Genomic DNA, 19887 nt, shown 5'->3' on the forward strand with positions numbered 1-19887 from the left:
GGCCCGCGGCTTCTCTGTTCGGGCGGACCCGGGTCCTGCGCGACCCGGGCCCGCGGCCGCATGCCCCTCGGCCCGGGTCTCCACCCCTCCGAGGTGACCTCGACCGACTGGATGAGGCACGCGGCGTGTCCAGATGCCTCTGCCGGACCCCTTTGGCGGAAGGCATCCGCCTGCGTACCGGCCTGAGTTCGCTTCCCCCCTGCCGGTCACACCGCAAAACTAGGCGGCGAGCCCGGGCGGTCACATCCACACGAATGCCCACTCGACGGTGTATTCGCATCAGCCGATCATGTGTAGGTGCGCCCTTTTGAGAGGCCTACACATCCGGGCGGGCATGCTCGACGACCCACGTCGCCACCTGGGTGCGTGAGGCGAAGCCGAGCTTGGCCAGAATGTTGGCGACGTGGCGGGCCACGGTGGCCTGGCTGATCACCAGTTCGTCGGCGATGGCCCGGTTGCTCAGGCCGCGGGCGATCAGCTCGGCGATCTCCTGCTCGCGGGCGGTGAGCGTGCTCTGGGGGGTGAGCGCGGCGGGCTGGACCACCGGCCGGGCCGCCGGCATGGCCTCTTCCAGCGCCAGCCGGACCGCCTGGTCGAGGGTGAGGCCGAGCCCTTCGGCCCAGAGGGCGGCCACCGTGGCCTCGCCGAGCACGTCCCTGGCGGGCGCCAGCACGTTCTCCAGCCGGGAGCCGGCGGAACGACGCTGGGCGGAGGACGCGGCGGCCAGCAGGACCGCGCGGCGCGGGTCGCCCTCGCGGGCCGACAGCAGGGCGAAGCCGGCCAGCCGCCTGGCGGTCTCCATCCGCAGCCCGGCGTCCCGGCCGAGCCGCAGCGCCTCGTCGAAGCGGCGGCGGGCCTCCGCCAGGTCGCCGCTCTCCAGCGCCACCGTGCCGAGCCCGGCCAGGCAGCTGATCAGCGACTGCCGGGCGTCGAACCCGCGCAGCAGCTCCATGGCGCGGGTGAAGTGCCGGCGGGCGGCGGCCAGGTCGCCGCGCTTGCGGGCGGCCTGGGCCAGACCGGTCAGGCCGATCACCATGCCCAGGTGGTTGTCCAGCGCGGTGGTGAGCTCGACCACCCGCTCGCTGGCCCGCTGGGCCTCCCTGATCCTGCCCTGCCCCAGCGCCAGGAAGGCGCGGAAGCCGTGCGCCTCCGCCTCCAGCAGCCGCTCGCCGATCTCGACGCCGATGGTGACGGCCTGGTCGAGCCGCTTCTCCGGCGCGTCCGGGTCGTCCTGGTCGGTGACGGCCAGCACCATCAGGCCCAGCGCCTCCCCGCCCCGGTGACCGCCGCTCCGGCACAGCTCGACCCCGCGTGACGCCCGGCTCCTGGCCCCGGCCAGGTCGCCGGAGTTGACCGCCAGGTTGGCGGCCAGGAGCAGCGCCCGGCCGCGGGTGGCCGCGGGCAGCTCCGGGGAGGCGAGGGCGAGCAGCCGGTCCAGCCAGGAGATCATCTTGGTCTGGTACCGGCCCGCGCCGATCAGCGCCCAGCGCATCTCGACCAGGGCCTGGAGCATGGGATCGGTGTCACCGGCCGCGGCCGACCATTCGACCGCGCCGCGCAGATCCCCCTGGAGCCGCTCCAGCCGGTCCACCCGGCGTTTCAGGTCGGGCCAGGGCACGCCAAGGGTGGCGGTCTCCCAGTCCCTGCCGAGGTGACAGAAGTAGTCCCGGTGGCGGCGGCGCACGTCCTGCTCCTCGCCGGCCGCGTCGAGCTGCTCGGTCGCGTACTGCCGGATGGTGTCGAGCAGGCGGTAGCGGGCCTCACCGGCGAGCTCGCCGTCCACCACGACCAGGGACTTGTCCACCAGGGCGGTCAGGTGGGCCAGCACGTCGTGCGGCGGCAGGCCGTCCCCGGAGCAGATCCGCTCGGCCATGTCGAGGGTCCAGCCCGCCCGGAACGCGGTGGCCCGGCGTAACAGCAGGCGTTCGGGGTCCGACAGCAGCCGGTAGCTCCAGTCCACCGTGGCCCGCAGGGTGCGCTGGCGCGGCGGCGCGGTCCTGTCCCCCGCCGCCAGCAGGTGGAACCGGTCCCCGAGCCGGGAGACGAGCTGCGGCATCGACAGCACCCGGGTCATCCCGGCGGCGAGTTCCAGGGCCAGCGGCAGGCCGTCCAGGTCGCGGCAGAGCCGGGCCACCACGGCGGCGTTTGCCTCGGTCAGCGCGAACCCGGGGGCAGCGGCGGCGGCCCTGGTCAAGAACAGCCGCCCGGCCTCCGAGTCGCACACGTCGGCCGGCTCCGGTGAGGCGGGCAACATCAGCGGCGGCACCCGCCAGACGGTCTCGCCGGGCACCCGCAGCGGCTCCCGGCTGGTGGCCAGCACCCGCACCTCGGGGCAGGCCTCGGTCAGCCGCCGGACCAGCCGCGCGCACTCCTCGACCACGGTCTCGCAGTTGTCCAGCAGGAGCAGCATCCTCCGCCCGGCCAGCACCTCGGCCACGGTGTCCCGCAGCGACCGGCGCGGCTCCCCCTCGACCCGCAGGATCGTGGCGGTCCTGCGGACCACCTCGTCCGGCGGGGTGCCCTCGGGGAACTCCACCAGCCAGGCGCCGTCCGGCAGATCGCCGGCGAGTTCGGCGGCGACCCGCAGGGCCAGCCTGCTCTTGCCGATCCCGCCCATGCCGCTCAGGGTCACCACCCGGGTGGCCGTGATCAGCTGGACCAGCTCCGCCACGTCGGGCTCACGGCCGACGAAGGCGTTCGGCTCCAGCGGAAGATTTCCCACGTGCGCGTGCGAAGTCTGAGTCATCGGCCCTCGGGGTCGCCGGCTGCATCCGTCACAGGCAGTGTTACACCAACTACGGGAAGCTGCCCAGACGCAACCGAGTTTCATTCCTGGACCGCCACCAGGATCGGCCGTAAATGCCATGGCGAATTGTCAGTGGCGGCAGCCACACTGACGGCATGGCCACCGCCCCCCTCGAAGAGAACCGGGAACGGGACCCCGAATCCGATCGGGATTCGGGGCCGGACGAGGGCAGGATAGACGATCTGCCGGACTTCTCCGATCTGACCACCCACAACTGGCACGCCCACGACGACACCATGAGCGGCGTCGGATTCGTCACGATCGCCAGGCGACTGCCCGCGCTGATCGGGCAGGCGGTCCGGATGGCGTGGCAGGCCAGCCCGCGCGACACGGTCGCGACCGTGGTGCTCAACCTGCTCGCGGGCGTGTTCACCGCGTTCGGCCTGCTGGCCACCACCGGCGTGCTTGAGGCCCTGTTCACGGCGGGCCCCACCCCCGACCGGGTGCGCGCCGCGCTGCCCAGCCTGCTCCTGGTGGGCGTGGCGGCCGTGCTGCGCACGCTGCTCCAGGCGGGCGCCGGCTGGGCCCAGGCTCGCCTGGAACCCCAGGTCGACCGCATCGCCCAAGAACGGTTGTACGGGCTGACCAGCAAGGTCGAGCTGATCAGGTTCGACGACCCCGACTTCCACGACACGCTGCAGCGGGCCAGATCCCGCGGGGTGAGCTCGGCCGACATGGTGGTCGGCTCCGCCATCGACGTGCTGACCGCCGGGATCAGCCTGATCGCGGCGGGCGGCGTGCTCGGCGTGCTGCACCCGATCCTGCTGCCGCTGCTGGTGATCGCGGTCCTGCCGGACGCGTGGGCCACCGTCCGCGCGGCCCGGATGCGCTACGCCACGATGTTGTCCCTGCTCCCCACCTACCGCCGCAAGTGGATCATCAGCGAGCTGCTGGCCGACCGGGACACCGCCGCCGAGGTGCGCTCCTTCACCATGCGGGGCTTCCTGCTGCGCGTCTACGACCTGGTCGCCAGGACCGAGCAGAACGTCATGGTCCAGCTGGCCCGGCGGCAGGCGGTGGCCCGGCTGGTCGGCGAGGCGCTCGGCGGCGCGGGCGCCGCGCTGGTCTACGTCGCGCTCGGCCTGCTGCTGGCCACCGGCGCGGTCCCGCTCGCCATCGCGGGCACGGCGGTGCTGGCCGTGCGCTCCGGCCAGGGCTCGCTCACCAACCTGCTCTACGCGGTCAACCGGCTCTACGAGAACGGCCTCTACTTCACCGACTTCATCGACTTCTGCGAGGCCAACGAGTCGGCGCCGGAAGCGGAGCGGGGACGGCCCCCGGCCGGGTTCGACCGGATCACCGTGGACGACGTCACCTTCACCTACCCGGGCAAGGACACCCCCGCGCTGGCCGGGGTGTCGATCCACATCGACCGGGGCGAGGTGGTCGCGCTGGTCGGCGAGAACGGCTCCGGCAAGACCACCCTGTCCAAGATCCTCGCGGGGTTGTACGCGCCGGCCGGCGGCCGGGTGCTCTGGGACGGCACCGACCTGGCCGAGGTGGAACCGCACCTGCTCCGGAGCAACATCGCGGTGATCGCCCAGGACCACACCCGGTGGCCGCTGACCGCCCGGCACAACATCACCATGGGCCTGGAGAAGGGCGAGGACGCGGTGGTCCGGGCAGCCGGGGTGGCCGGGGCGGACGAGGTGATCGCCGAACTGCCGAACGGCTACCAGACCCTGCTGGACCGCAGGTTCAAGGACGGCCAGGAGCTGTCCGGCGGGCAGTGGCAGCGGATCGCGGTGGCCCGCGGCTTCTACCGGGACGCGCCGCTGCTGATCTGCGACGAGCCGACCGCCGCCCTGGACGCCCGCGCCGAGCACGCCCTGTTCGACCGCATCCGGCAGCATTCGGACGGCCGGACCGTGCTGCTCATCACCCACCGGCTGGCCAGCGTCCGGCACGCCGACCGGATCTACGTGCTGGACCACGGCCTCGTGGTCGAGCAGGGCACCCACGACGAGCTCGTCGGCGGGGACGGCATATATGCGGATCTGTACAACCTGCAGGCCCGCGCCTACAGCCGCTGACTATTCACCCCATAGACAGCCGCATGGGCGCGGCCCCGGGTCCGACCGCGATCAAGAAAGGCGAGGCGGCCAGGCCGGGCACCGACCAGCCGCGCTGTGCTACAGCAGGGCCTCGATGACCGCCTTGGCGATCGGGGCGGCCACCTCGCCGCCGAAGCCGCCGTGCTCGACCAGCACCCCGACCGCCACCCGGGGCCGCGAGGCGGGGGCGAAGGCGGTGAAGACCGCGTGGTCGGAGCCGTCGTTCTCGGCCGTGCCGGTCTTGGCGGCCACCTCGACGCCGGGGATGGCGGCGGCCGTACCGGTCCCGCCGGGCTGGGTGACGCTGACCATCATCTCGGTGAGCTGCTCGGCCACCCGCCCCGGCATGGTCTCGCGGTACTCCTCCGGATCGGTCATGCTCACCATCGTGCCGTCCGTCAGCCGGATCTCGTCCACCAGATAGGGTCGCATCAGCACCCCGTCGTTGGCCACCGCCGCCGAGATGAGCGCGAGTTCCAGCGGCGTCACCCGGTCGTCGAACTGGCCGATGGCCGACATCGCGGTCTGCGCCCGGTCCATGCGCTCCGGATACCGGCTGGCCACCACCGCGAGCGGCACGGTGAGGCTCTCGTCGCCGAACCCGAACGCGGTGGCCTGGCGGCGCAGCGCGTCCTGGCCGAGCACCAGGCCGAGCGTGGCGAACGCCGTGTTGCACGACATCTGGAAGGCCTGGGCCAGCGGCGGCGAGCCGTTCCCGCAGCCCCCGCCGCCCGCGTTGCCGAGGAAGACGCTGGTCCCGGGCAGCTTGAGCCGGGGCGGCGCGGTGATCGGGGTGCCCGGCGCGTACTTTCCGGAGTCCAGCGCCGCGGCGGCGGTGACCACCTTGAACGCGGAGCCCGGCGGGTAATTCTGGCTGGTCGCCCGGTTGAGCAGGGGTTTGGCCGGGTCGGCCTGCAGCTCCTTGTCGATCCTGGCCAGCTGCTCGGGGTCGAAGGTGGCGAAGTCATTCGGGTCGTACGCGGGAAAGGAGGTCATGGCCAGGATGGCGCCGGTGGCCGGGTCGACGGCCACGACCGCGCCGTGTTTACCGGTGGCGCGCAGGCCCTCGTAGGCGGCGCGCTGGGCGCGGGCGTCGAGGGTGAGCGTCACCGACGCGCCCCGGGCGGTGTCCTTGAGCAGGGTGCGGACCTTGACCCTAGGGTCGTTGCCGGACAGGGCCTGGTCCTCGGCCTGCTCGACGCCGGTGTCCCGGTAGAGCGAGACGAAGCCGGTGACCGCCGAATACAGCGGGCCTTCCGGATAGACGCGCTGGTAGCGGTACCGGCTGCGGACTTCCTTGCTGGTGGCGAGCACGGTGCCGTCGCGGAGCAGCAGGTCGCCCCGGGAGGTGTTGAACTTGGCGAGCATCACGCGCTGGTTGCGCACGTCCGCCTCCAGCGCGGCGACCTGGAAGATCTGGATGTAGCTGGCGTTCGCGAGCAGGGCGAACAGCATCGCCCCGCTGACGGCGGCGACCCGTCGCAGCGGGATGTTCATACGTCTGGCGCGAGGTCCTGCCACACGTTCTGGTGTAACAGGCGGCCGGGAAAGCGCGTCCCCGCGCGGAGCAAAGCGCGGTTAGACGCCTTGCGGGATGGCCATCACGTCCTTGTAATACTGGATCTTGTGCTGGATCGCGCCCTGCCGCCGGCGCAGGGTGGCGATCTGCTGCTCGACGCCGTCGTCGTGGGCTTCGAGCAGTTCGATCCGATCGCGGATGGTGTGGTCGCCTTGCCGTACGAGCTCGGCGAAGCGGAGCATCTCGGCGATCGGCATGCCGGTGTCGCGCAGGCAGCGGATCATGTTCAGCCAGCCGACGTCACCGTCGGTGAAGCGGCGCTGCCCGGCGGCGTTGCGCCCGACGTTGCCGAGCAGCCCGATGCGCTCGTAGTAGCGGAGGGTGTCCAGGCTGAAGCCGGTCTCCTCGGAAACCTGCCCAGGTGTGAATACGGCCATACTCCGATCCTGGCACCTGGAGTGTGCTCCAGGTCAAGACGCCCACCTCGGCCGGGAATCCGGGCTTGCCCTGGAGCGCGCTCCAGCTCGCACAGTGGGCGCATGACGAACTACCCAACTGTGCGTCCCGGCTGGTTCAGCACTCCCGCGCTGCTTCCACTCTGGGTCCGGGACGAGTACAGCACGCAGCCGCGCCGCGCTACCCGGCGAGATGGTCGGACAAGTAGCGGCGAACCAGCCGCTTACACTCCGCGATCAGTTCGGGGTCGCCGTCGGGATGCACGCGGAAAGCCAGCTTGAGCACCGCGTCGGCGGCCTCCACGGCCACCACGAGGGCGCGGGCCAGCGCGTCGCTGCCGGGCGCACCGAGCAGGTCGATCACGAGGGCGCGCAGCCGGTCGGCGACGACGACGTTGTTCTCCAGGGCCGCGTCGAGCATGCGCTGGGTGCCGGGCAGCGCCGGACCGCCGGGAGCGGCCAGCACCTCGCCGAAGTCGACCACGCCGAAGCCGGGCATGGTGCGCTTCATCCGGATGAACTCGTCGATGCCCAGGTCGACGGCCTCGGTCCAGTCGCCGGGGGCGGTCGCGCCGAGCCGGGTCGCCATCCGGTTCAGGAACGCGTCCAGATTGCGCAGCGCGAGCGCCCGGACCAGGCCTTGCTTGTCCGGGAAGAACTGGTAGAAGGTGCCGATGGGAACCTCGGCACGCCGGGCGACCTCCTTGGTCGTGAGCGCCTCATACCCCACCTCGTCCAGGAGCAGGGCGCACTCGTCGAGCATGCGCTCGACGCGTTCCAGGCTGCGGCGCTGAGCCGGGCGACGACGCAGCGTCCCGGCGGCGGCGTTTGTCATTGCTCCATTCTCTACCTGTTCGATTGCGGTCGGGTTAACATGAGTTGCACTCGCATCAGGAGGCCCGATGTTCCTGTGGGGTACGGCTACCGCCGCCTACCAGATCGAAGGGGCGGTCGCCGAGGACGGGCGCGGTCCCTCGATCTGGGACACCTTCGCGCATGAGCCCGGGCGGGTGCGGGATGGGCACACCGGTGACGTGGCCTGTGATCACTACCATCGGTGGGCCGAGGACGTCGAGTTGATGGCGGCGCTGGGGGTCAACGCGTACCGGTTCTCGGTGGCGTGGTCTCGGGTTCTGCCGTACGGGCGGGGGGCGGTGAACGCCAAGGGGCTGGATTTCTACGATCGGCTGGTGGACGGGCTGTGCGCGAAGGGGATCGCGCCGGCGTTGACGCTGTTCCACTGGGATCTGCCGCAGGCCCTGGAGGACGAAGGCGGCTGGATGAACCGCGATATTTCCGGATATTTCGCGGATTATGCGGCGATTGTGGCGGAGCGGTTGGGTGATCGGGTCAAGCTGTGGATCACGTTGAACGAGCCGTTCGTGCACATGGTGTACGGGTACGCGCTGGGGACGCACGCGCCGGGGAAGACGCTGTTTCTTGAGGCCCTGCCGGTCGCTCATCATCAGTTGCTCGGGCACGGGCTGGCCGTACGGGCCCTGCGCGCGGCCGGAGCCGAGCAGGTGATGATCACCAACAACTGCACGCCGGTGTGGGCGGCCTCGGACGCGCCCGAGGACGTGGCCGCCGCCGACGCGTACGACGTGCTGCACAACCGGCTCTTCAACGATCCCCTCCTCACCGGCACATACCCCGACATGTCGGCATTCGCGATCGACGAGATGCCCGGTGTGCGTCCCGGCGACCTGGAAACGATCGCGCAACCCCTCGATGGGCTCGGAATCAACTACTACAACCCCACCCGGATCGCCGCCCCCAGCACCGACTTCCTGCCGTTCGACGACGCCGGGATCACCGGCTACCCCACCACCGCCTTCGGCTGGCCGGTCGTTCCCGACGGCCTGCGCGAACTCCTGGTCTCCCTCAGGGCGCGCTACGACGCTCTCCCGCCCGTCTACATCACCGAGAACGGCTGCTCCCACGACGGCCTGGACGACCAGTTCCGCATCGACTACCTGCACGGACACCTAAAAGCCCTGCGCCAAGCCCAAACCGAGGGCGTCGACGTCCGCGGCTATTTCGCCTGGTCGCTACTGGACAATTTCGAGTGGGCCGAGGGCTACCACCAGCGTTTCGGCCTGGTCCACGTGAACTTCGACACCCAGGTCCGAACCCCGAAGGCCTCCTACCACGGGTTCCGGAGCCACATACTCACCAGCCAGAACGCCTTCTGAACGCGCCCAGGCACAGCCGCGCGAACGTCTTGCGAACGCATTGGAATCGCCCTACTGTCCCCGTTCGACATTCAATCGCCCTACTGTCCCGTTGGGCATTTGATCGCCCTACTGTCCCGTTAGGCATTTGCGTGAGCGCGGAGCGGTTGCAGGTGCGCGGGCCGGTGGCCCTCACCACGCGGCCGAGGGCCGTGCCACCCTCTCGGGCGTGGCCCGCAGCTCATTCTCCAGGTCTTCGACGATCCGCTGGGTGAGCACCCTTAACCGCGCCCGGCGCCCGGTCAGCTCCGCGGTGAAGTCCCGCGCCACCGGGCCCACCCAGACCGCCTTGCCGGTGAACGCCGCATGTGCCGGATCCAGGGCCGCCTCCAGCCCAGCCGCGTACATGCGCACCCTCGCCAGCGCTCGCAGCAATTCCTCTCTACGGGGGTTGAGCGCCATATCCTGTGGTTCAGGGGCCATAACGTTTCCCCATTCTCCCTGGAACAGCTTGCGCGGTCTCCCGGACCATATGAGATGGTGCGCTCAGACGGCCAGCTCCTTTGGAGGATATCCAATGCTCCGTTCCAACCGAAGCCTTTACCTGCGACTCGGCGCGACGCTCCTGGCAGCCGTTCTGGTCGCGGTGATCGCGCTGGTCGTGATCAACAGCGGGCAGCGGGAACCGGAACCGACGGCGGCCGAAGCGGGCGCGATCCTCAAGACACACATCCTGAAGCTTTTCGACGAACTACACGCGCGCGACATCCAGGTCACCGACCCAGGGGGTAAGGATGTTCCCTGCGGGGACGACGGGGCCAAACGCACCTTCGCCGCCAGCGGTCTGGATTCCGCTCCGGAGCGGAAACCCGATATTCTGAACAGCATCATGATAGGCGCTATGAACGGAGTCGCCGACTACAACATCACCGATAGCTCAGGTGCGACAATCCGCATGGAAAACGAGCCCACGAAGACGGTCATTCTGCTGGAGTCCACGGCGAACGGTAAGTACTCCGTGCGGGGCGAGACGCAGTGCCTCAGTCGGTCGTGAGCTCCGTGTTCGCATAATTAACCCTACGGTCATAGGCCTCCTCTTTGTTCCCGACAAAGTTATTTGCCTGCTGCGAGATCAGTTCCCCCAGGGACAGGGGGTTGCCTTTCCCCATACCGTTGTCAACCATCCATTGGTCAAAAGCCCTCACCCCCGCAGCACGCTGCCGCAGAATATCTTCGAATGGGCGAAGATGACCATTTGAGTCGGCGATGATACCGGCCGGAAGCGTCTGCGGGGCGAATCCCTGCTTCATAAGGAGCTCAGCCATAACGTGGCGACGCCCCAACGTCTCCGCCTCGTCGGACTCCAGGAGTTCGTCCACCTTCTCCTCCGGATTCCGACCGTAGGTGTAATAGGTGGAGACCCCGGTGGATAACACGGTCCAAGCTATAGGTATGGCCGTGAGGGGATAAGTTAGCCCAAGAGCCGCCATAGCGCCACCTATGACTGTGCTCTCAGCATCTGCGACGCTCTCTGCACGCTCGTCCTTGGGCTTGAGCACCCGAACGGCAGCCGCCAATTCGGCGCCCCGGACGCTCCCCAGAGCCTTGAACAAATTGTCAATTGAGTCGGTATTCCCGCTGCTCTTCACAGAGTTTGACACCGTGGGCAGAACTCTTTGGACGAATTCGCCCATGCTCTCGTCGAACCGAAGGCGCGCGTCGTCGTTACCGGCGAAGGTGGTCATGAAGCGGAAGGTGTCCTCGGGACTCAGGCGGAAGGTTCCTCGCAATCCCGGGATCGACGTCCACTCGAACAGGCCGGGAGCGACCTGCAGGGCGCTGTCCTTGGCCACGTCGGCATCGTTGAGGTTCGCGCCCAGGGTGATCTCCGTGGCGTAGGAGCCCGCGATCTCGGCCATGTGTATCCGGGTCGCGTCGTTCAACTTCCACTCATCGGCCGTGGTCATCACGGTGTAGGCGAAAAACGCCGCTTCCTTACTGTGTTTGCCGTCCTGCTCGTCATAGGCGCCGGAGGCCGCGGCCAGCAGCCGCCCGAAGGCGTCCGACTCCTCGGGGAACTTGTTCGCTCGCTCGTTGAGCCCTTTCAGGAACGCGGCCAGTTCGGGCCGTTTGTCCCATGCCTCCGGAGATGGTGGAAGCGGGCCGAGAGAAGGTAGGGGGAGCGCTGGCGGGGAGGGGAGAGGGCTCAAGCGGGCTGCCCGGCCGATCGCCAGGCGAGCCGCGGCCGGGTTGTTGCCCAGCGCGTTGAACAGCCCCGCCAGCGTCGGGCCGCTGATCCGGCTGTCGGGTCGCAGGGCGGGTGTGACGAGTTCGGCCAGCCATACATCCGGGTAGTTGCCATGGCTGAGCAGGGTGGCGAGCGCCTCCATGCCCTCGGCGTCTTCCGCCTTGATGTCCTCCACGGCTTTGATCACCGCTGCGAACCCGGGAACCTTCGCCCCGCCGCTGACCGCGGTGGCGAAAGCCGTACCAAGCGCGCGCCGGGCCTCTGGCCGATCCTCCTCCGGCAGCCGCCACAACGCCGGGAGCACCTTACGGGTCCCGGCCGGGCCGAGAGCGGCGAAGAACGCGGCGGTGAAGACCGCATCATGCTGATGCGCCTCCAGCTCGTCGAGGACCGCAGCTATCCGGTCGGAGGCATACGGTCCGACCAAACTGAACTCATCTGGATTGATGGCCTCAAATCGCCTGCCTAGGTCGGTGCCCAGGCGCTGTGCTTCGGCGGGAGTCAGCAGCGACGCTTCCCGATACGGTCGCAGGCCGGGACTGGACATGATGCCAAGGAGCCCGGGCACGGGAGCGGTGATGGCCGCCACCCGTTGCCGCAGCCGGGGCAGTTGCTGTTCAGCCCAGCCGCCGATCTCCCGGATCGGCGCGAGCCCGGCCGCGGGCAGGTCGACAGCGGCCAGCTCCCGGCGGATGTTCTCGGCCTGCTCGGCGATGACCTGACCGGCCCGTTCCAACTCAGTGATGAAGCTGTTCATCAACGCCGGGTCGATCCCGGAGAACTCCGGCGCGAGCGGTCCGGTCCCCGGTGGAACAGAGGGCTTCTCTGCCATGCGTCCATCATCGGCGACCTGTGGTCGGGCGTGAAGGTTTAGTGACACATTGGTCTGAGGCTCTTATACCTCACGATCGTATGGAGTCGCTTGGCCAAGCTGATCATTGGTGGAACGCCTGCCTGATGGCGGCACACACGCTAAGAAGCGAGACCCGCTGGATATGAGATGGCGCTCAGACGGCCAGTTCTTTGGAGGGTAGTCGATGCTGCGTTTCAACCGTAGCTTTCTCCGTTACAACCGTAACCCTCTCCTGCGCCTCAGCGCGGCGCTCCTGGCGCTCATGCTGATCGTGCTGCCCGCGCTGGTCTCCGTCGAGGGTGAAAAGGAGCCGGACCCAACGGCAGCCGAAGCGGGCGCGGCTCTCAAGAATCACATTCTTGAGCTTTTCGACGAGGTGTTCGCGCGAAACGTCCAGGTCACCGACCCTGGCGGTAGCGACATTCCCTGCGGGGACGACAAATTCAAACGCACCTTCGCCGCCACCGGTCTGGATTCCGATCCGAAGCACCCACCCGACCTTCTGAACAACAGAATGTTAGGCGTTATGCTCAGAATCGCCGACTACGACATCACCGATAGCTCAGACACGACATTCCGCCTGGAAAACGAGCCCACGAAGACGGTCATTCTGCTGGAGTCGACAGCGAACGGCACGTACTTCGCACGAGGCGAGACCCAGTGCCTCTGGTTACAAACTCCGCGTCCGCGTAATTCTTTCTACGGCCATCCATTTTAGAACCTCAACCTCAACCAGCAGATCAGAGCACCGACACGTGCACGTGGTCGTAGTGGTTGGCGGTGTTGCTGCCCCGGTTGGCCATCATCTTGGGCGCGGCCCCGGTCCGGATGTCGTAGTACTTCTGCTGCCAGATGATGTACATGATCCCGAGCCGCCGCCCATTGGCCACACACCACTGGGCCAGCGCGTCGCCGCGGGCCTTGGCGGAGGCGTCCGGCATCCGGCCGCCTGTGCTGATCATGAAGTCGCAGGCCCGGCCCTTGCCGTGCTCGCCGGAGTCACCCGCCCGGAAGCAGCCGACACCGAACGGCATCGGGAAGTTCTGCATGATCAGGTTGCGGATGGAGACCATGCGCGATGTGAGCCCGGTCCCGGCGTCGGGGGTCTGGAAGCCGAACTTGGCCAGCAGCTTCTCGACCTCGCGCTGCTTGCCCTGCAGCTCCTTGATGTCCTTCTTGAGCTGATCCACCCGCTGGTCGGCGGCTTCGGCGGCCTTCTTCTGCTCGGCGATCAGCCGGGTGACGTTGTTGAGCCGCTCGGTCTTGGAGTCGTTGAGGTAGGCCAGGGTGGCCACCGAGCTCAGGTCCGACTGCATGCTGAAGATCTGCGCGCTGTCGAACCCGCCGCCCATGTAGGCGGTCTGCGCGAACTGCGCGACCTTCTGCTCGGCCGTGATCAGGTCGGCCTTGAGCTTCTTGACCCGCGCGTCGGCCCGCTCGGCGGCCTTGCGGGTGTCGTCCAGACTGGCGATCTCCCCGCGGTACGCCTTGGCCAGCGCGGCCGCGTCCTTGGTGAGCTTGCGCAGTTGGGCCTGCCGGTCCGGTTCCGCGGTCACGGACGAGGGCAGCGCGAACATGCCGAACAGGCCGACCGCGATAAGCGCAGAGCCCGACCAGCGTCGCAACCCAACCTCCCCTCCCAGACGGACCGAAACTATAGAAGCTGATCTTGGTCACTGCCACCGGAACGGGGGAACTCGTGCGCCTTTGACGAAGTATCTACCAATTTGGAACCCCGCCGGTGCGGCCAGAACATGGTTCGGTCTGGGGGGTTGTCGGGGCCGACGCGAGCGAGAAGACTATCCAAGCAAGCACTCGTTCAGGCAGCCGCGGGAGGCAGAGCAATGCTCCAGCACGACACGCTGTTCATCGGGGGCGACTGGGTGGCCCCCGCGAGCACCGGGACGATCGAGGTTATCTCCCCGCACACCGAGGAGATCATCGCCCGGGTCCCGGACGGCACCCCGGCGGACATGGACCGCGCGGTGGCCGCCGCCCGCACGGCCTTCGACCACGGCCCCTGGCCACGGATGACCATGCCGGAGCGCGCCGCCGTGGTCGCCAGGCTGGCCGAGGTGTACGCCGCCCGCCAGGCCGAGATCGCCGACATCATCACCCTGGAGATGGGCAGCCCGATCACGTTCTCGCAGCTCGCCCAGGCGCCGCAGCCGCTCGGCATGCTGCAGTACTTCGCCCAGCTGGGCCAGACCTTCGAGGTCGAGGACCAGCGCCCCGGCATGTTCGGCCCGGTCACCGTGCGCCGCGAGCCGGTGGGCGTGGTGGCCGCCATCGTGCCGTGGAACGTCCCGCAGTTCGTCATCATGACCAAGCTGGCCCCCGCGCTCATCGCGGGCTGCACGGTGGTGATCAAGCCCGCGCCGGAGACCCCGCTGGACGGCTACCTGCTCGGCGAGATGATCAAGGAAGCCGGGATCCCCGACGGTGTCGTCAGCATCGTCGCGGCCGGCCGGGAGGCCGGGGAGCACCTGGTCGCCCACCCGGGCGTGGACAAGGTCGCCTTCACCGGCTCCACCGCCGCCGGCCGCCGGATCGGCGCGATCTGCGGCGAGCAGCTCAAACGCTGCAGCCTCGAACTCGGCGGCAAGTCCGCCGCGATCATCCTGGACGACTGCGACCTGCCCTCGGCGATGGGCTTCCTGTCCATCGCCTCCCTGCTCAACAGCGGCCAGGCCTGCGTCGCCCAGACCCGCATCCTGGCCTCCCACAGCCGGTACGACGAGGTGGTCCAGGCGGTGGCCGAGATGGTGACCGGCCAGACCGTCGGCGACCCCGGCGACCCGGCCACCGCGATCGGCCCGATGGTGGCCAAACGCCAGCAGGAACGCGTCGAGAACTACATCAGGATCGGCCTCGACGAGGGCGCCAAAGCCGTCGTCGGCGGCCTGGACCGCCCCTTCGACCGCGGCTGGTACGTCTCCCCCACCGTCTTCGCCAACGCCGCCAACGACATGCGCATCGCCCGCGAGGAGATCTTCGGCCCGGTCCTCACCGTGATCCCGTACGACGACGAGGCCGACGCCGTCCGCATCGCCAACGACAGCGACTACGGCCTGTCCGGCAGCGTCTGGACCGCCGACGCCGACCACGGCATGGACGTGGCCCGCCGGGTGCGCACGGGAACATATGGCGTCAACATGATGAACACTATGGAGCCGGGCACGCCGTTCGGCGGCTACAAGGCCAGCGGTCTCGGCCGCGAACTCGGCCCCGAGGGCCTGGCGGCCTACCTGGAGTACAAGAGCATCGCGCGCCTCGGTTAGAGGTTCCTGTCCGGTCCGGTACGGGAACCCGTACCGGACCGGAAGGACGCCCAGCGCGCCCCCGCGACGCTGGGCGAATTACATCCCCCTGTGGTAGACGCCCGTTATTCCATTTTGGTTCGCGCGGTCCACCGACCAATTCGGCGGATCAGATCCGGCGTCGCGGCCGACTCCGCATGTCCGTAACCCCGCTCGATCCAGAGCTCCTTGGGGTGCTGGGCGGCCTCGAAGAGCTCGTTGGGGTGTTCCAGCGGGAAAAACGTGTCCGCGTCCCCGTGCACGATCAGCAGCGGCGTAGGCGCGATCATGGCCGCGGCCTCGTACGGCGCCAGCGGGATCGGATCCCAGCGGCCGACCGCGATCCTGGTGCGTTTGGCCAGCCGGGCCGCGAGCCGGCCGGCCGGGTGCTCGATCGCCCAGTGCACCTGGCGCATCGGCCTGGTGCCCCGGTAGTACCAGCGGGCCGGGCCGCTCACCGCGACCACCGCGTCCACCCCGCCGTGCAGCGCGGCGTGCCGCAGGGCCACCGCCGCGCCCATGGAGAAGCCCACGGTGACGACACGCCGGTAGGCGGTGCGGGCATGCCGTACGGCGGCGTCCAGGTCGAGGACCTCCAGGTCGCCGACGGTGGACAGGCCCGAGGAGCGGCCGTGGCCGCGGAAGTCGATGGCCAGCACCCCGCCGTACCTGGCCAGGACGGCGGCGATGCGGCGGGTGGCCGGAGAGCGCCACGAGCCGGTGAAACCGTGGGCGAGCACGATGCCCAGCTCGCCGGTGCTCCCCATCGGGCCGGGCAGGTGCCCGGCGTCGATTCTGACCCCGTCGGAGGTGCGCAGCATGGCGCCGTAAACAGGTGTGATCACCACCCTCCCAAGGTTACGGATGGCTGGTTATATGCAGCGTCCAGTGGAGGTCAGGGTTTCCCGGGCGCATCGTGGTAACACGGATCAACTAAAATAGGAAGGCCGCACTCTCGCGGCAGGAGCGTCTCGCCGCAAAGTCCGGGACGCGGACGACAGCCCCGACGAACCAGAGCGAGACTCCACTATGCCTTTGAACAGCCGCGACGACCTGCGGAACCTCGCGATCATCGCGCACGTCGACCATGGCAAGACCACGCTGGTGGACGCCATGCTCTGGCAGTCCGGGGCGTTCCGCGCCAACCAGGACGTCGACGAGCGTGTCATGGACTCCAACGACCTAGAGCGCGAGAAGGGGATCACCATTCTCGCGAAGAACACGGCGGTCAAGCACGGCGGCCGCACCCTCAACATCATCGACACGCCCGGCCACGCCGACTTCGGCGGCGAGGTCGAGCGCGGCCTGTCCATGGTGGACGGCGTGGTGCTGCTGGTGGACGCCTCCGAGGGCCCGCTGCCGCAGACCCGCTTCGTGCTGCGCAAGGCGTTCGAGGGGAAGATGCCGGTCATCCTGTGCATCAACAAGGTGGACCGGCCCGACGCCCGGATCAAGGAGGTCGTGGACGAGGTCTACGAGCTCTTCATCGATCTGGACGCCACCGAGGAGCAGATCGACTTCCCGATCGTGTATGCCTCGGCCAAGGCCGGCCGCGCCTCGCTGAACCGGCCCGAGGACGGCGGCATGCCCGACTCCGATGACCTTGAGCCGCTCTTCGAGACGATCTACAAGACCATCCCGGCCCCCACCTACGACCCGTCCGCGCCGCTGCAGGCCCACGTCACCAACCTGGACGCCTCCAGCTACCTGGGCCGGATCGCGCTCTGCCGGGTGCACCACGGCACGATCAAGAAGGGCCAGCAGGTGGCCTGGTGCCGCACCGACGGCAGCATCCAGCGGGTGAAGATCACCGAGCTGCTGATGACCGACGCGCTGGAGCGCAAGCCGGCCGAGCAGGCGGGCCCCGGCGACATCATCGCCATCGCCGGCATCCCGGAGATCATGATCGGCGAGACCCTGGCCGACCCGGAGGACCCGCGCCCGCTGCCGCTGATCACGGTGGACGAGCCGGCCATCTCCATGACCATCGGCACCAACACCTCGCCGCTGGTCGGCCGGGTCAAGGGCTCCAAGGTCACCGCCCGGATGGTCAAGGACCGGCTGGACCGGGAGCTGGTCGGCAACGTGTCGCTGCGCATCCTGCCGACCGAGCGCCCGGACACCTGGGAGGTGCAGGGCCGCGGCGAGCTGGCGCTGGCCATCCTGGTCGAGCAGATGCGCCGGGAGGGCTACGAGCTGACCGTCGGCAAGCCGCAGGTGGTCACCAAGGAGATCGACGGCAAGCGGCACGAGCCCGTCGAGCGCCTCACCGTGGACTGCCCGGAGGAGTATCTGGGCGCGGTCACCCAGCTGCTGGCGGTCCGCAAGGGCCGGATGGAGCACATGACCAACCACGGCACCGGCTGGATCCGGATGGAGTTCGTGGTCCCGGCCCGCGGCCTGATCGGCTTCCGGACCGAGTTCCTGACCGAGACCCGGGGCACCGGTCTGGTGCACCACGTCTTCGACGCCTACGAGCCGTGGTTCGGGGAGCTGCGCACCCGGGCCAACGGCTCGCTGGTGGCCGACCGCTCGGGTCCGGTCACCGCGTTCGCGATGACCAACCTGCAGGAGCGCGGCATCCTGTTCGTCGGCCCGACCACCGAAGTGTACGAAGGGATGATCGTCGGGGAGAACTCGCGCTCCGACGACATGGATGTGAACATCACCAAGGAGAAGAAGCTCACCAACATGCGCTCCTCCACGGCCGATGTGACCGAGACGCTGATCCCGCCGCGCCAGCTGTCGCTGGAGCAGGCGCTGGAGTTCATCCGGGACGACGAGTGCGTGGAGATCACGCCGGAGACGGTCCGGATCCGCAAGGTCGTGCTGGACGCCTCCACCCGTGCCCGCTCGGCGGCCAGGGCCAAGCGCGGTAACTGAGGTCGCTTCGGAACGCCCGTCCCGGTTGGGGCGGGCGTTTCGCTTTTCTTCCCGCCGGAAGTTGGAACCCTGGGCTCGGGTTCCCGTCGTGGCGGCGAACCGTTCGCGCTGTGGTGTGCGACAGAGGAGACACCAGCGCAGACGGAGGAGAGCAACAGTTATGAGCCAGCGCGTCACGAACATCGTCCTGACCGCCACGATCGCCATCGGCTTGGGCGTGGCCGGGGTGGCCACGATGGCGCAGGCGTCCCAGCGCGACAAGCCGGTGCGCGTCGCCATCCGGGATGTGCAGGGCACCCGGATCGGCACGCTCGCCGTGGTACGCAAGGACGGGGCCCGATCCCGGATCACCGTCAAGGTCCACCACCTCGCCCCCGGATACCACGGCTTCCACATCCACGCCGTCGGCCTCTGCGATCCGAAATCCGTCGATCCGGCGACCGGGCAGGTGTCGCCGTTCTTCAGCGCGGGCGGGCATCTCGACCTCGCGCCCGGCGGGCACAGCCATCCCTCGCACTCCGGCGACATGCCGCCGCTGCTGGTCCGCAAGGACGGCACCGGGTCGGCCTCGTTCGTCACCGACCGGTTCCGGGCGGCCCAGCTCTCCGACGCCGACGGCAGCGCGGTGATCGTGCACGCCCTGCCGGACAACTTCTCCAATATCCCCGACCGGTACGCGCCCAAGGGCCCGGACGAGGCCACCCTCAAAACGGGTGACTCGGGACCGCGTGTCGCCTGCGGCGCTATTAAGCCGATCAAAGCGCCCAAGTAGGACACAAGTCATTTGCAATCCCCGTGCCGCACGCTCAATGGCAGAGGAAGGGGGCTGACGATGAAAATCGTGAGTGCAAGTTTCTACGTGGCGCTGTTCTGCGCCTGGGCGATCATCGCTGTGGTCGCTGTCGTGTTTCAGTACGTGCTGAGCTAATGGGCGCGGGGGCACACAGGGTCAGCTGAGTCTGACCCGCAACCAATCGACCAATGGGGTGAGGGTCCGCCAGGTCTGGCGGACCCGGTCGAGGGCCTCGGGGGTGTGGACCCAGGGTTCCGGTTCGTACTGGCGGGCGGCGTAGAGGGACTTGTGGCGGAGCAGGTCCAGGCGGGGGTGATCTTCAGGAACGCCGCGTGGGCGGGTCTTGAGCCGGTCTCCGGAGATCCTGAAATCCGAGCGCAGCCCGTCGACGATCTTTTCCAATTCGGACCCGATGACATCGTCCTCAAGAGCGGCCCGGAATCGGTTGGTCATCTCCCCCTGGGACCACCAACCACCCGCCACATAAAGCCCATCCGCACCGATATGCAGGTAATACCCCACACCATCGAGAATCTGGATGTAGCCACCCTGATGGTCCTTATATGGCGTTTTATCCTTTGAAAAGCGGACGTCTCGGTACGGCCGGAACAGGTGCGGCGTCCCGAACTCATCAGCCAACTCATCCAACATCGCAGCCACAGGCGCTTTGACCATCGTGTCGTACACCTGTTTGTTGGCATTCCAGTAGGACTTGGAGTTATCCACCTCCAAGCCCTCGTAGAACATGAACGCCTCATCCGGAATCCCACTGAACACCATGCACCCCACCGTATCGGTGATGG

General features: G+C 68.6%; 16 protein-coding genes. 7 read left to right on the forward strand and 9 right to left on the reverse strand.

All coding sequences use genetic code 11. The annotated features are described in order from the left end of the window. Nucleotides 1-316 precede the first annotated feature (316 nt). The gene (locus tag Amac_RS22000; RefSeq protein ID WP_155356274.1) at nucleotides 317-2722 is read right to left on the reverse strand and encodes an ATP-binding protein; all 2406 of its coding nucleotides are present in this window, start codon (nucleotides 2720-2722) and stop codon (nucleotides 317-319) included. Between the two features lie 179 nt (nucleotides 2723-2901). Here Amac_RS22000 and Amac_RS22005 point away from each other — a divergent pair, with 179 nt between their 5' ends. Beyond that, complete coding sequence (locus Amac_RS22005; RefSeq protein ID WP_155356275.1) at nucleotides 2902-4839, forward strand: ABC transporter ATP-binding protein; 1938 nt, start codon at nucleotides 2902-2904, stop codon at nucleotides 4837-4839. A 99-nt stretch (nucleotides 4840-4938) separates the two neighbouring features. On the opposite strand, the gene Amac_RS22010 is transcribed toward Amac_RS22005, so the two are convergent. The 3 genes from Amac_RS22010 to Amac_RS22020 all read right to left on the reverse strand — a co-directional run bounded on the left by Amac_RS22010 (nucleotide 4939) and on the right by Amac_RS22020 (nucleotide 7669). After that, nucleotides 4939-6357, reverse strand: coding sequence for a peptidoglycan D,D-transpeptidase FtsI family protein (locus Amac_RS22010; RefSeq protein ID WP_170322589.1), 1419 nt, complete (start codon nucleotides 6355-6357; stop codon nucleotides 4939-4941). A gap of 81 nt (nucleotides 6358-6438) precedes the next feature. Then, complete coding sequence (locus tag Amac_RS22015; protein ID WP_155356277.1) at nucleotides 6439-6816, reverse strand: MerR family transcriptional regulator; 378 nt, start codon at nucleotides 6814-6816, stop codon at nucleotides 6439-6441. A gap of 199 nt (nucleotides 6817-7015) precedes the next feature. Beyond that, complete coding sequence (locus tag Amac_RS22020; RefSeq protein WP_155356278.1) at nucleotides 7016-7669, reverse strand: TetR/AcrR family transcriptional regulator; 654 nt, start codon at nucleotides 7667-7669, stop codon at nucleotides 7016-7018. Between the two features lie 67 nt (nucleotides 7670-7736). Here Amac_RS22020 and Amac_RS22025 point away from each other — a divergent pair, with 67 nt between their 5' ends. Then, complete coding sequence (locus Amac_RS22025) at nucleotides 7737-9029, forward strand: GH1 family beta-glucosidase (RefSeq protein ID WP_155356279.1); 1293 nt, start codon at nucleotides 7737-7739, stop codon at nucleotides 9027-9029. Nucleotides 9030-9200: 171 nt separating this feature from the next. Here Amac_RS22025 and Amac_RS22030 read toward each other — a convergent pair whose 3' ends face one another. Further along, complete coding sequence (locus Amac_RS22030; protein WP_155356280.1) at nucleotides 9201-9491, reverse strand: hypothetical protein; 291 nt, start codon at nucleotides 9489-9491, stop codon at nucleotides 9201-9203. A gap of 94 nt (nucleotides 9492-9585) precedes the next feature. On the opposite strand from Amac_RS22030, the gene Amac_RS22035 reads away from it, so the two are divergent. Beyond that, nucleotides 9586-10062, forward strand: a complete 477-nt coding sequence (locus tag Amac_RS22035) for a hypothetical protein (protein WP_155356281.1) — start codon at nucleotides 9586-9588, stop codon at nucleotides 10060-10062. Here Amac_RS22035 and Amac_RS22040 read toward each other — a convergent pair. Then, a complete protein-coding gene (locus Amac_RS22040) occupies nucleotides 10049-12088 on the reverse strand; it encodes a hypothetical protein (protein WP_155356282.1) in 2040 nt (679 codons plus the stop codon). The genes Amac_RS22035 and Amac_RS22040 overlap by 14 nt on opposite strands. A gap of 205 nt (nucleotides 12089-12293) precedes the next feature. Between Amac_RS22040 and Amac_RS22045 the strand changes: the two genes are divergently transcribed. Next, on the forward strand, nucleotides 12294-12827 hold the full coding sequence (locus Amac_RS22045) for a hypothetical protein (protein ID WP_155356283.1): 534 nt from the start codon (nucleotides 12294-12296) through the stop codon (nucleotides 12825-12827). Nucleotides 12828-12849: 22 nt separating this feature from the next. On the opposite strand, the gene Amac_RS22050 is transcribed toward Amac_RS22045, so the two are convergent. Beyond that, nucleotides 12850-13734 (reverse strand): coiled-coil domain-containing protein, encoded by an 885-nt coding sequence (locus Amac_RS22050; protein ID WP_155356284.1) that lies wholly within the window; start codon nucleotides 13732-13734, stop codon nucleotides 12850-12852. Between the two features lie 219 nt (nucleotides 13735-13953). Between Amac_RS22050 and Amac_RS22055 the strand changes: the two genes are divergently transcribed. Next, on the forward strand, nucleotides 13954-15390 hold the full coding sequence (locus Amac_RS22055; protein WP_155356285.1) for an aldehyde dehydrogenase: 1437 nt from the start codon (nucleotides 13954-13956) through the stop codon (nucleotides 15388-15390). A 104-nt stretch (nucleotides 15391-15494) separates the two neighbouring features. On the opposite strand, the gene Amac_RS22060 is transcribed toward Amac_RS22055, so the two are convergent. Beyond that, nucleotides 15495-16229 (reverse strand): alpha/beta hydrolase, encoded by a 735-nt coding sequence (locus Amac_RS22060; protein WP_155356378.1) that lies wholly within the window; start codon nucleotides 16227-16229, stop codon nucleotides 15495-15497. Nucleotides 16230-16437: 208 nt separating this feature from the next. On the opposite strand from Amac_RS22060, the gene typA reads away from it, so the two are divergent. Together typA and Amac_RS22070 are read left to right on the forward strand one after the other, a co-directional pair. Beyond that, nucleotides 16438-18291: a translational GTPase TypA gene (gene typA, locus Amac_RS22065; RefSeq protein WP_155356286.1), complete on the forward strand. Its 1854-nt coding sequence runs from the start codon at nucleotides 16438-16440 to the stop codon at nucleotides 18289-18291. A gap of 160 nt (nucleotides 18292-18451) precedes the next feature. Beyond that, nucleotides 18452-19063, forward strand: coding sequence for a superoxide dismutase family protein (locus tag Amac_RS22070; RefSeq protein ID WP_155356287.1), 612 nt, complete (start codon nucleotides 18452-18454; stop codon nucleotides 19061-19063). A 177-nt stretch (nucleotides 19064-19240) separates the two neighbouring features. Here the strand turns inward: Amac_RS22070 and Amac_RS22075 are convergent, their stop codons facing one another. Further along, nucleotides 19241-19864, reverse strand: a complete 624-nt coding sequence (locus tag Amac_RS22075; RefSeq protein ID WP_170322590.1) for a DUF2461 domain-containing protein — start codon at nucleotides 19862-19864, stop codon at nucleotides 19241-19243. Nucleotides 19865-19887: the final 23 nt, after the last annotated feature.

The sequence above is a fragment of the Acrocarpospora macrocephala genome, from assembly GCF_009687865.1.
Lineage (GTDB): Bacteria > Actinomycetota > Actinomycetes > Streptosporangiales > Streptosporangiaceae > Acrocarpospora > Acrocarpospora macrocephala.

Excerpts from the sequence above, each read along its gene's own strand:
- Amac_RS22035 (WP_155356281.1), top strand. The coding sequence starts at position 9,586 with ATGCTCCGTTCCAACCGAAGCCTTTACCTGCGACTCGGCGCGACGCTC.
- Amac_RS22010 (WP_170322589.1), bottom strand. The coding sequence starts at position 6,357 with ATGAACATCCCGCTGCGACGGGTCGCCGCCGTCAGCGGGGCGATGCTG.
- Amac_RS22025 (WP_155356279.1), top strand. The coding sequence starts at position 7,737 with ATGTTCCTGTGGGGTACGGCTACCGCCGCCTACCAGATCGAAGGGGCG.
- Amac_RS22045 (WP_155356283.1), top strand. The coding sequence starts at position 12,294 with ATGCTGCGTTTCAACCGTAGCTTTCTCCGTTACAACCGTAACCCTCTC.
- Amac_RS22005 (WP_155356275.1), top strand. The coding sequence starts at position 2,902 with ATGGCCACCGCCCCCCTCGAAGAGAACCGGGAACGGGACCCCGAATCC.
- Amac_RS22055 (WP_155356285.1), top strand. The coding sequence starts at position 13,954 with ATGCTCCAGCACGACACGCTGTTCATCGGGGGCGACTGGGTGGCCCCC.
- Amac_RS22070 (WP_155356287.1), top strand. The coding sequence starts at position 18,452 with ATGAGCCAGCGCGTCACGAACATCGTCCTGACCGCCACGATCGCCATC.
- Amac_RS22020 (WP_155356278.1), bottom strand. The coding sequence starts at position 7,669 with ATGACAAACGCCGCCGCCGGGACGCTGCGTCGTCGCCCGGCTCAGCGC.
- Amac_RS22060 (WP_155356378.1), bottom strand. The coding sequence starts at position 16,229 with ATGCTGCGCACCTCCGACGGGGTCAGAATCGACGCCGGGCACCTGCCC.
- Amac_RS22030 (WP_155356280.1), bottom strand. The coding sequence starts at position 9,491 with ATGGCCCCTGAACCACAGGATATGGCGCTCAACCCCCGTAGAGAGGAA.
- typA (WP_155356286.1), top strand. The coding sequence starts at position 16,438 with ATGCCTTTGAACAGCCGCGACGACCTGCGGAACCTCGCGATCATCGCG.
- Amac_RS22015 (WP_155356277.1), bottom strand. The coding sequence starts at position 6,816 with ATGGCCGTATTCACACCTGGGCAGGTTTCCGAGGAGACCGGCTTCAGC.
- Amac_RS22075 (WP_170322590.1), bottom strand. The coding sequence starts at position 19,864 with ATGGTGTTCAGTGGGATTCCGGATGAGGCGTTCATGTTCTACGAGGGC.
- Amac_RS22040 (WP_155356282.1), bottom strand. The coding sequence starts at position 12,088 with ATGGCAGAGAAGCCCTCTGTTCCACCGGGGACCGGACCGCTCGCGCCG.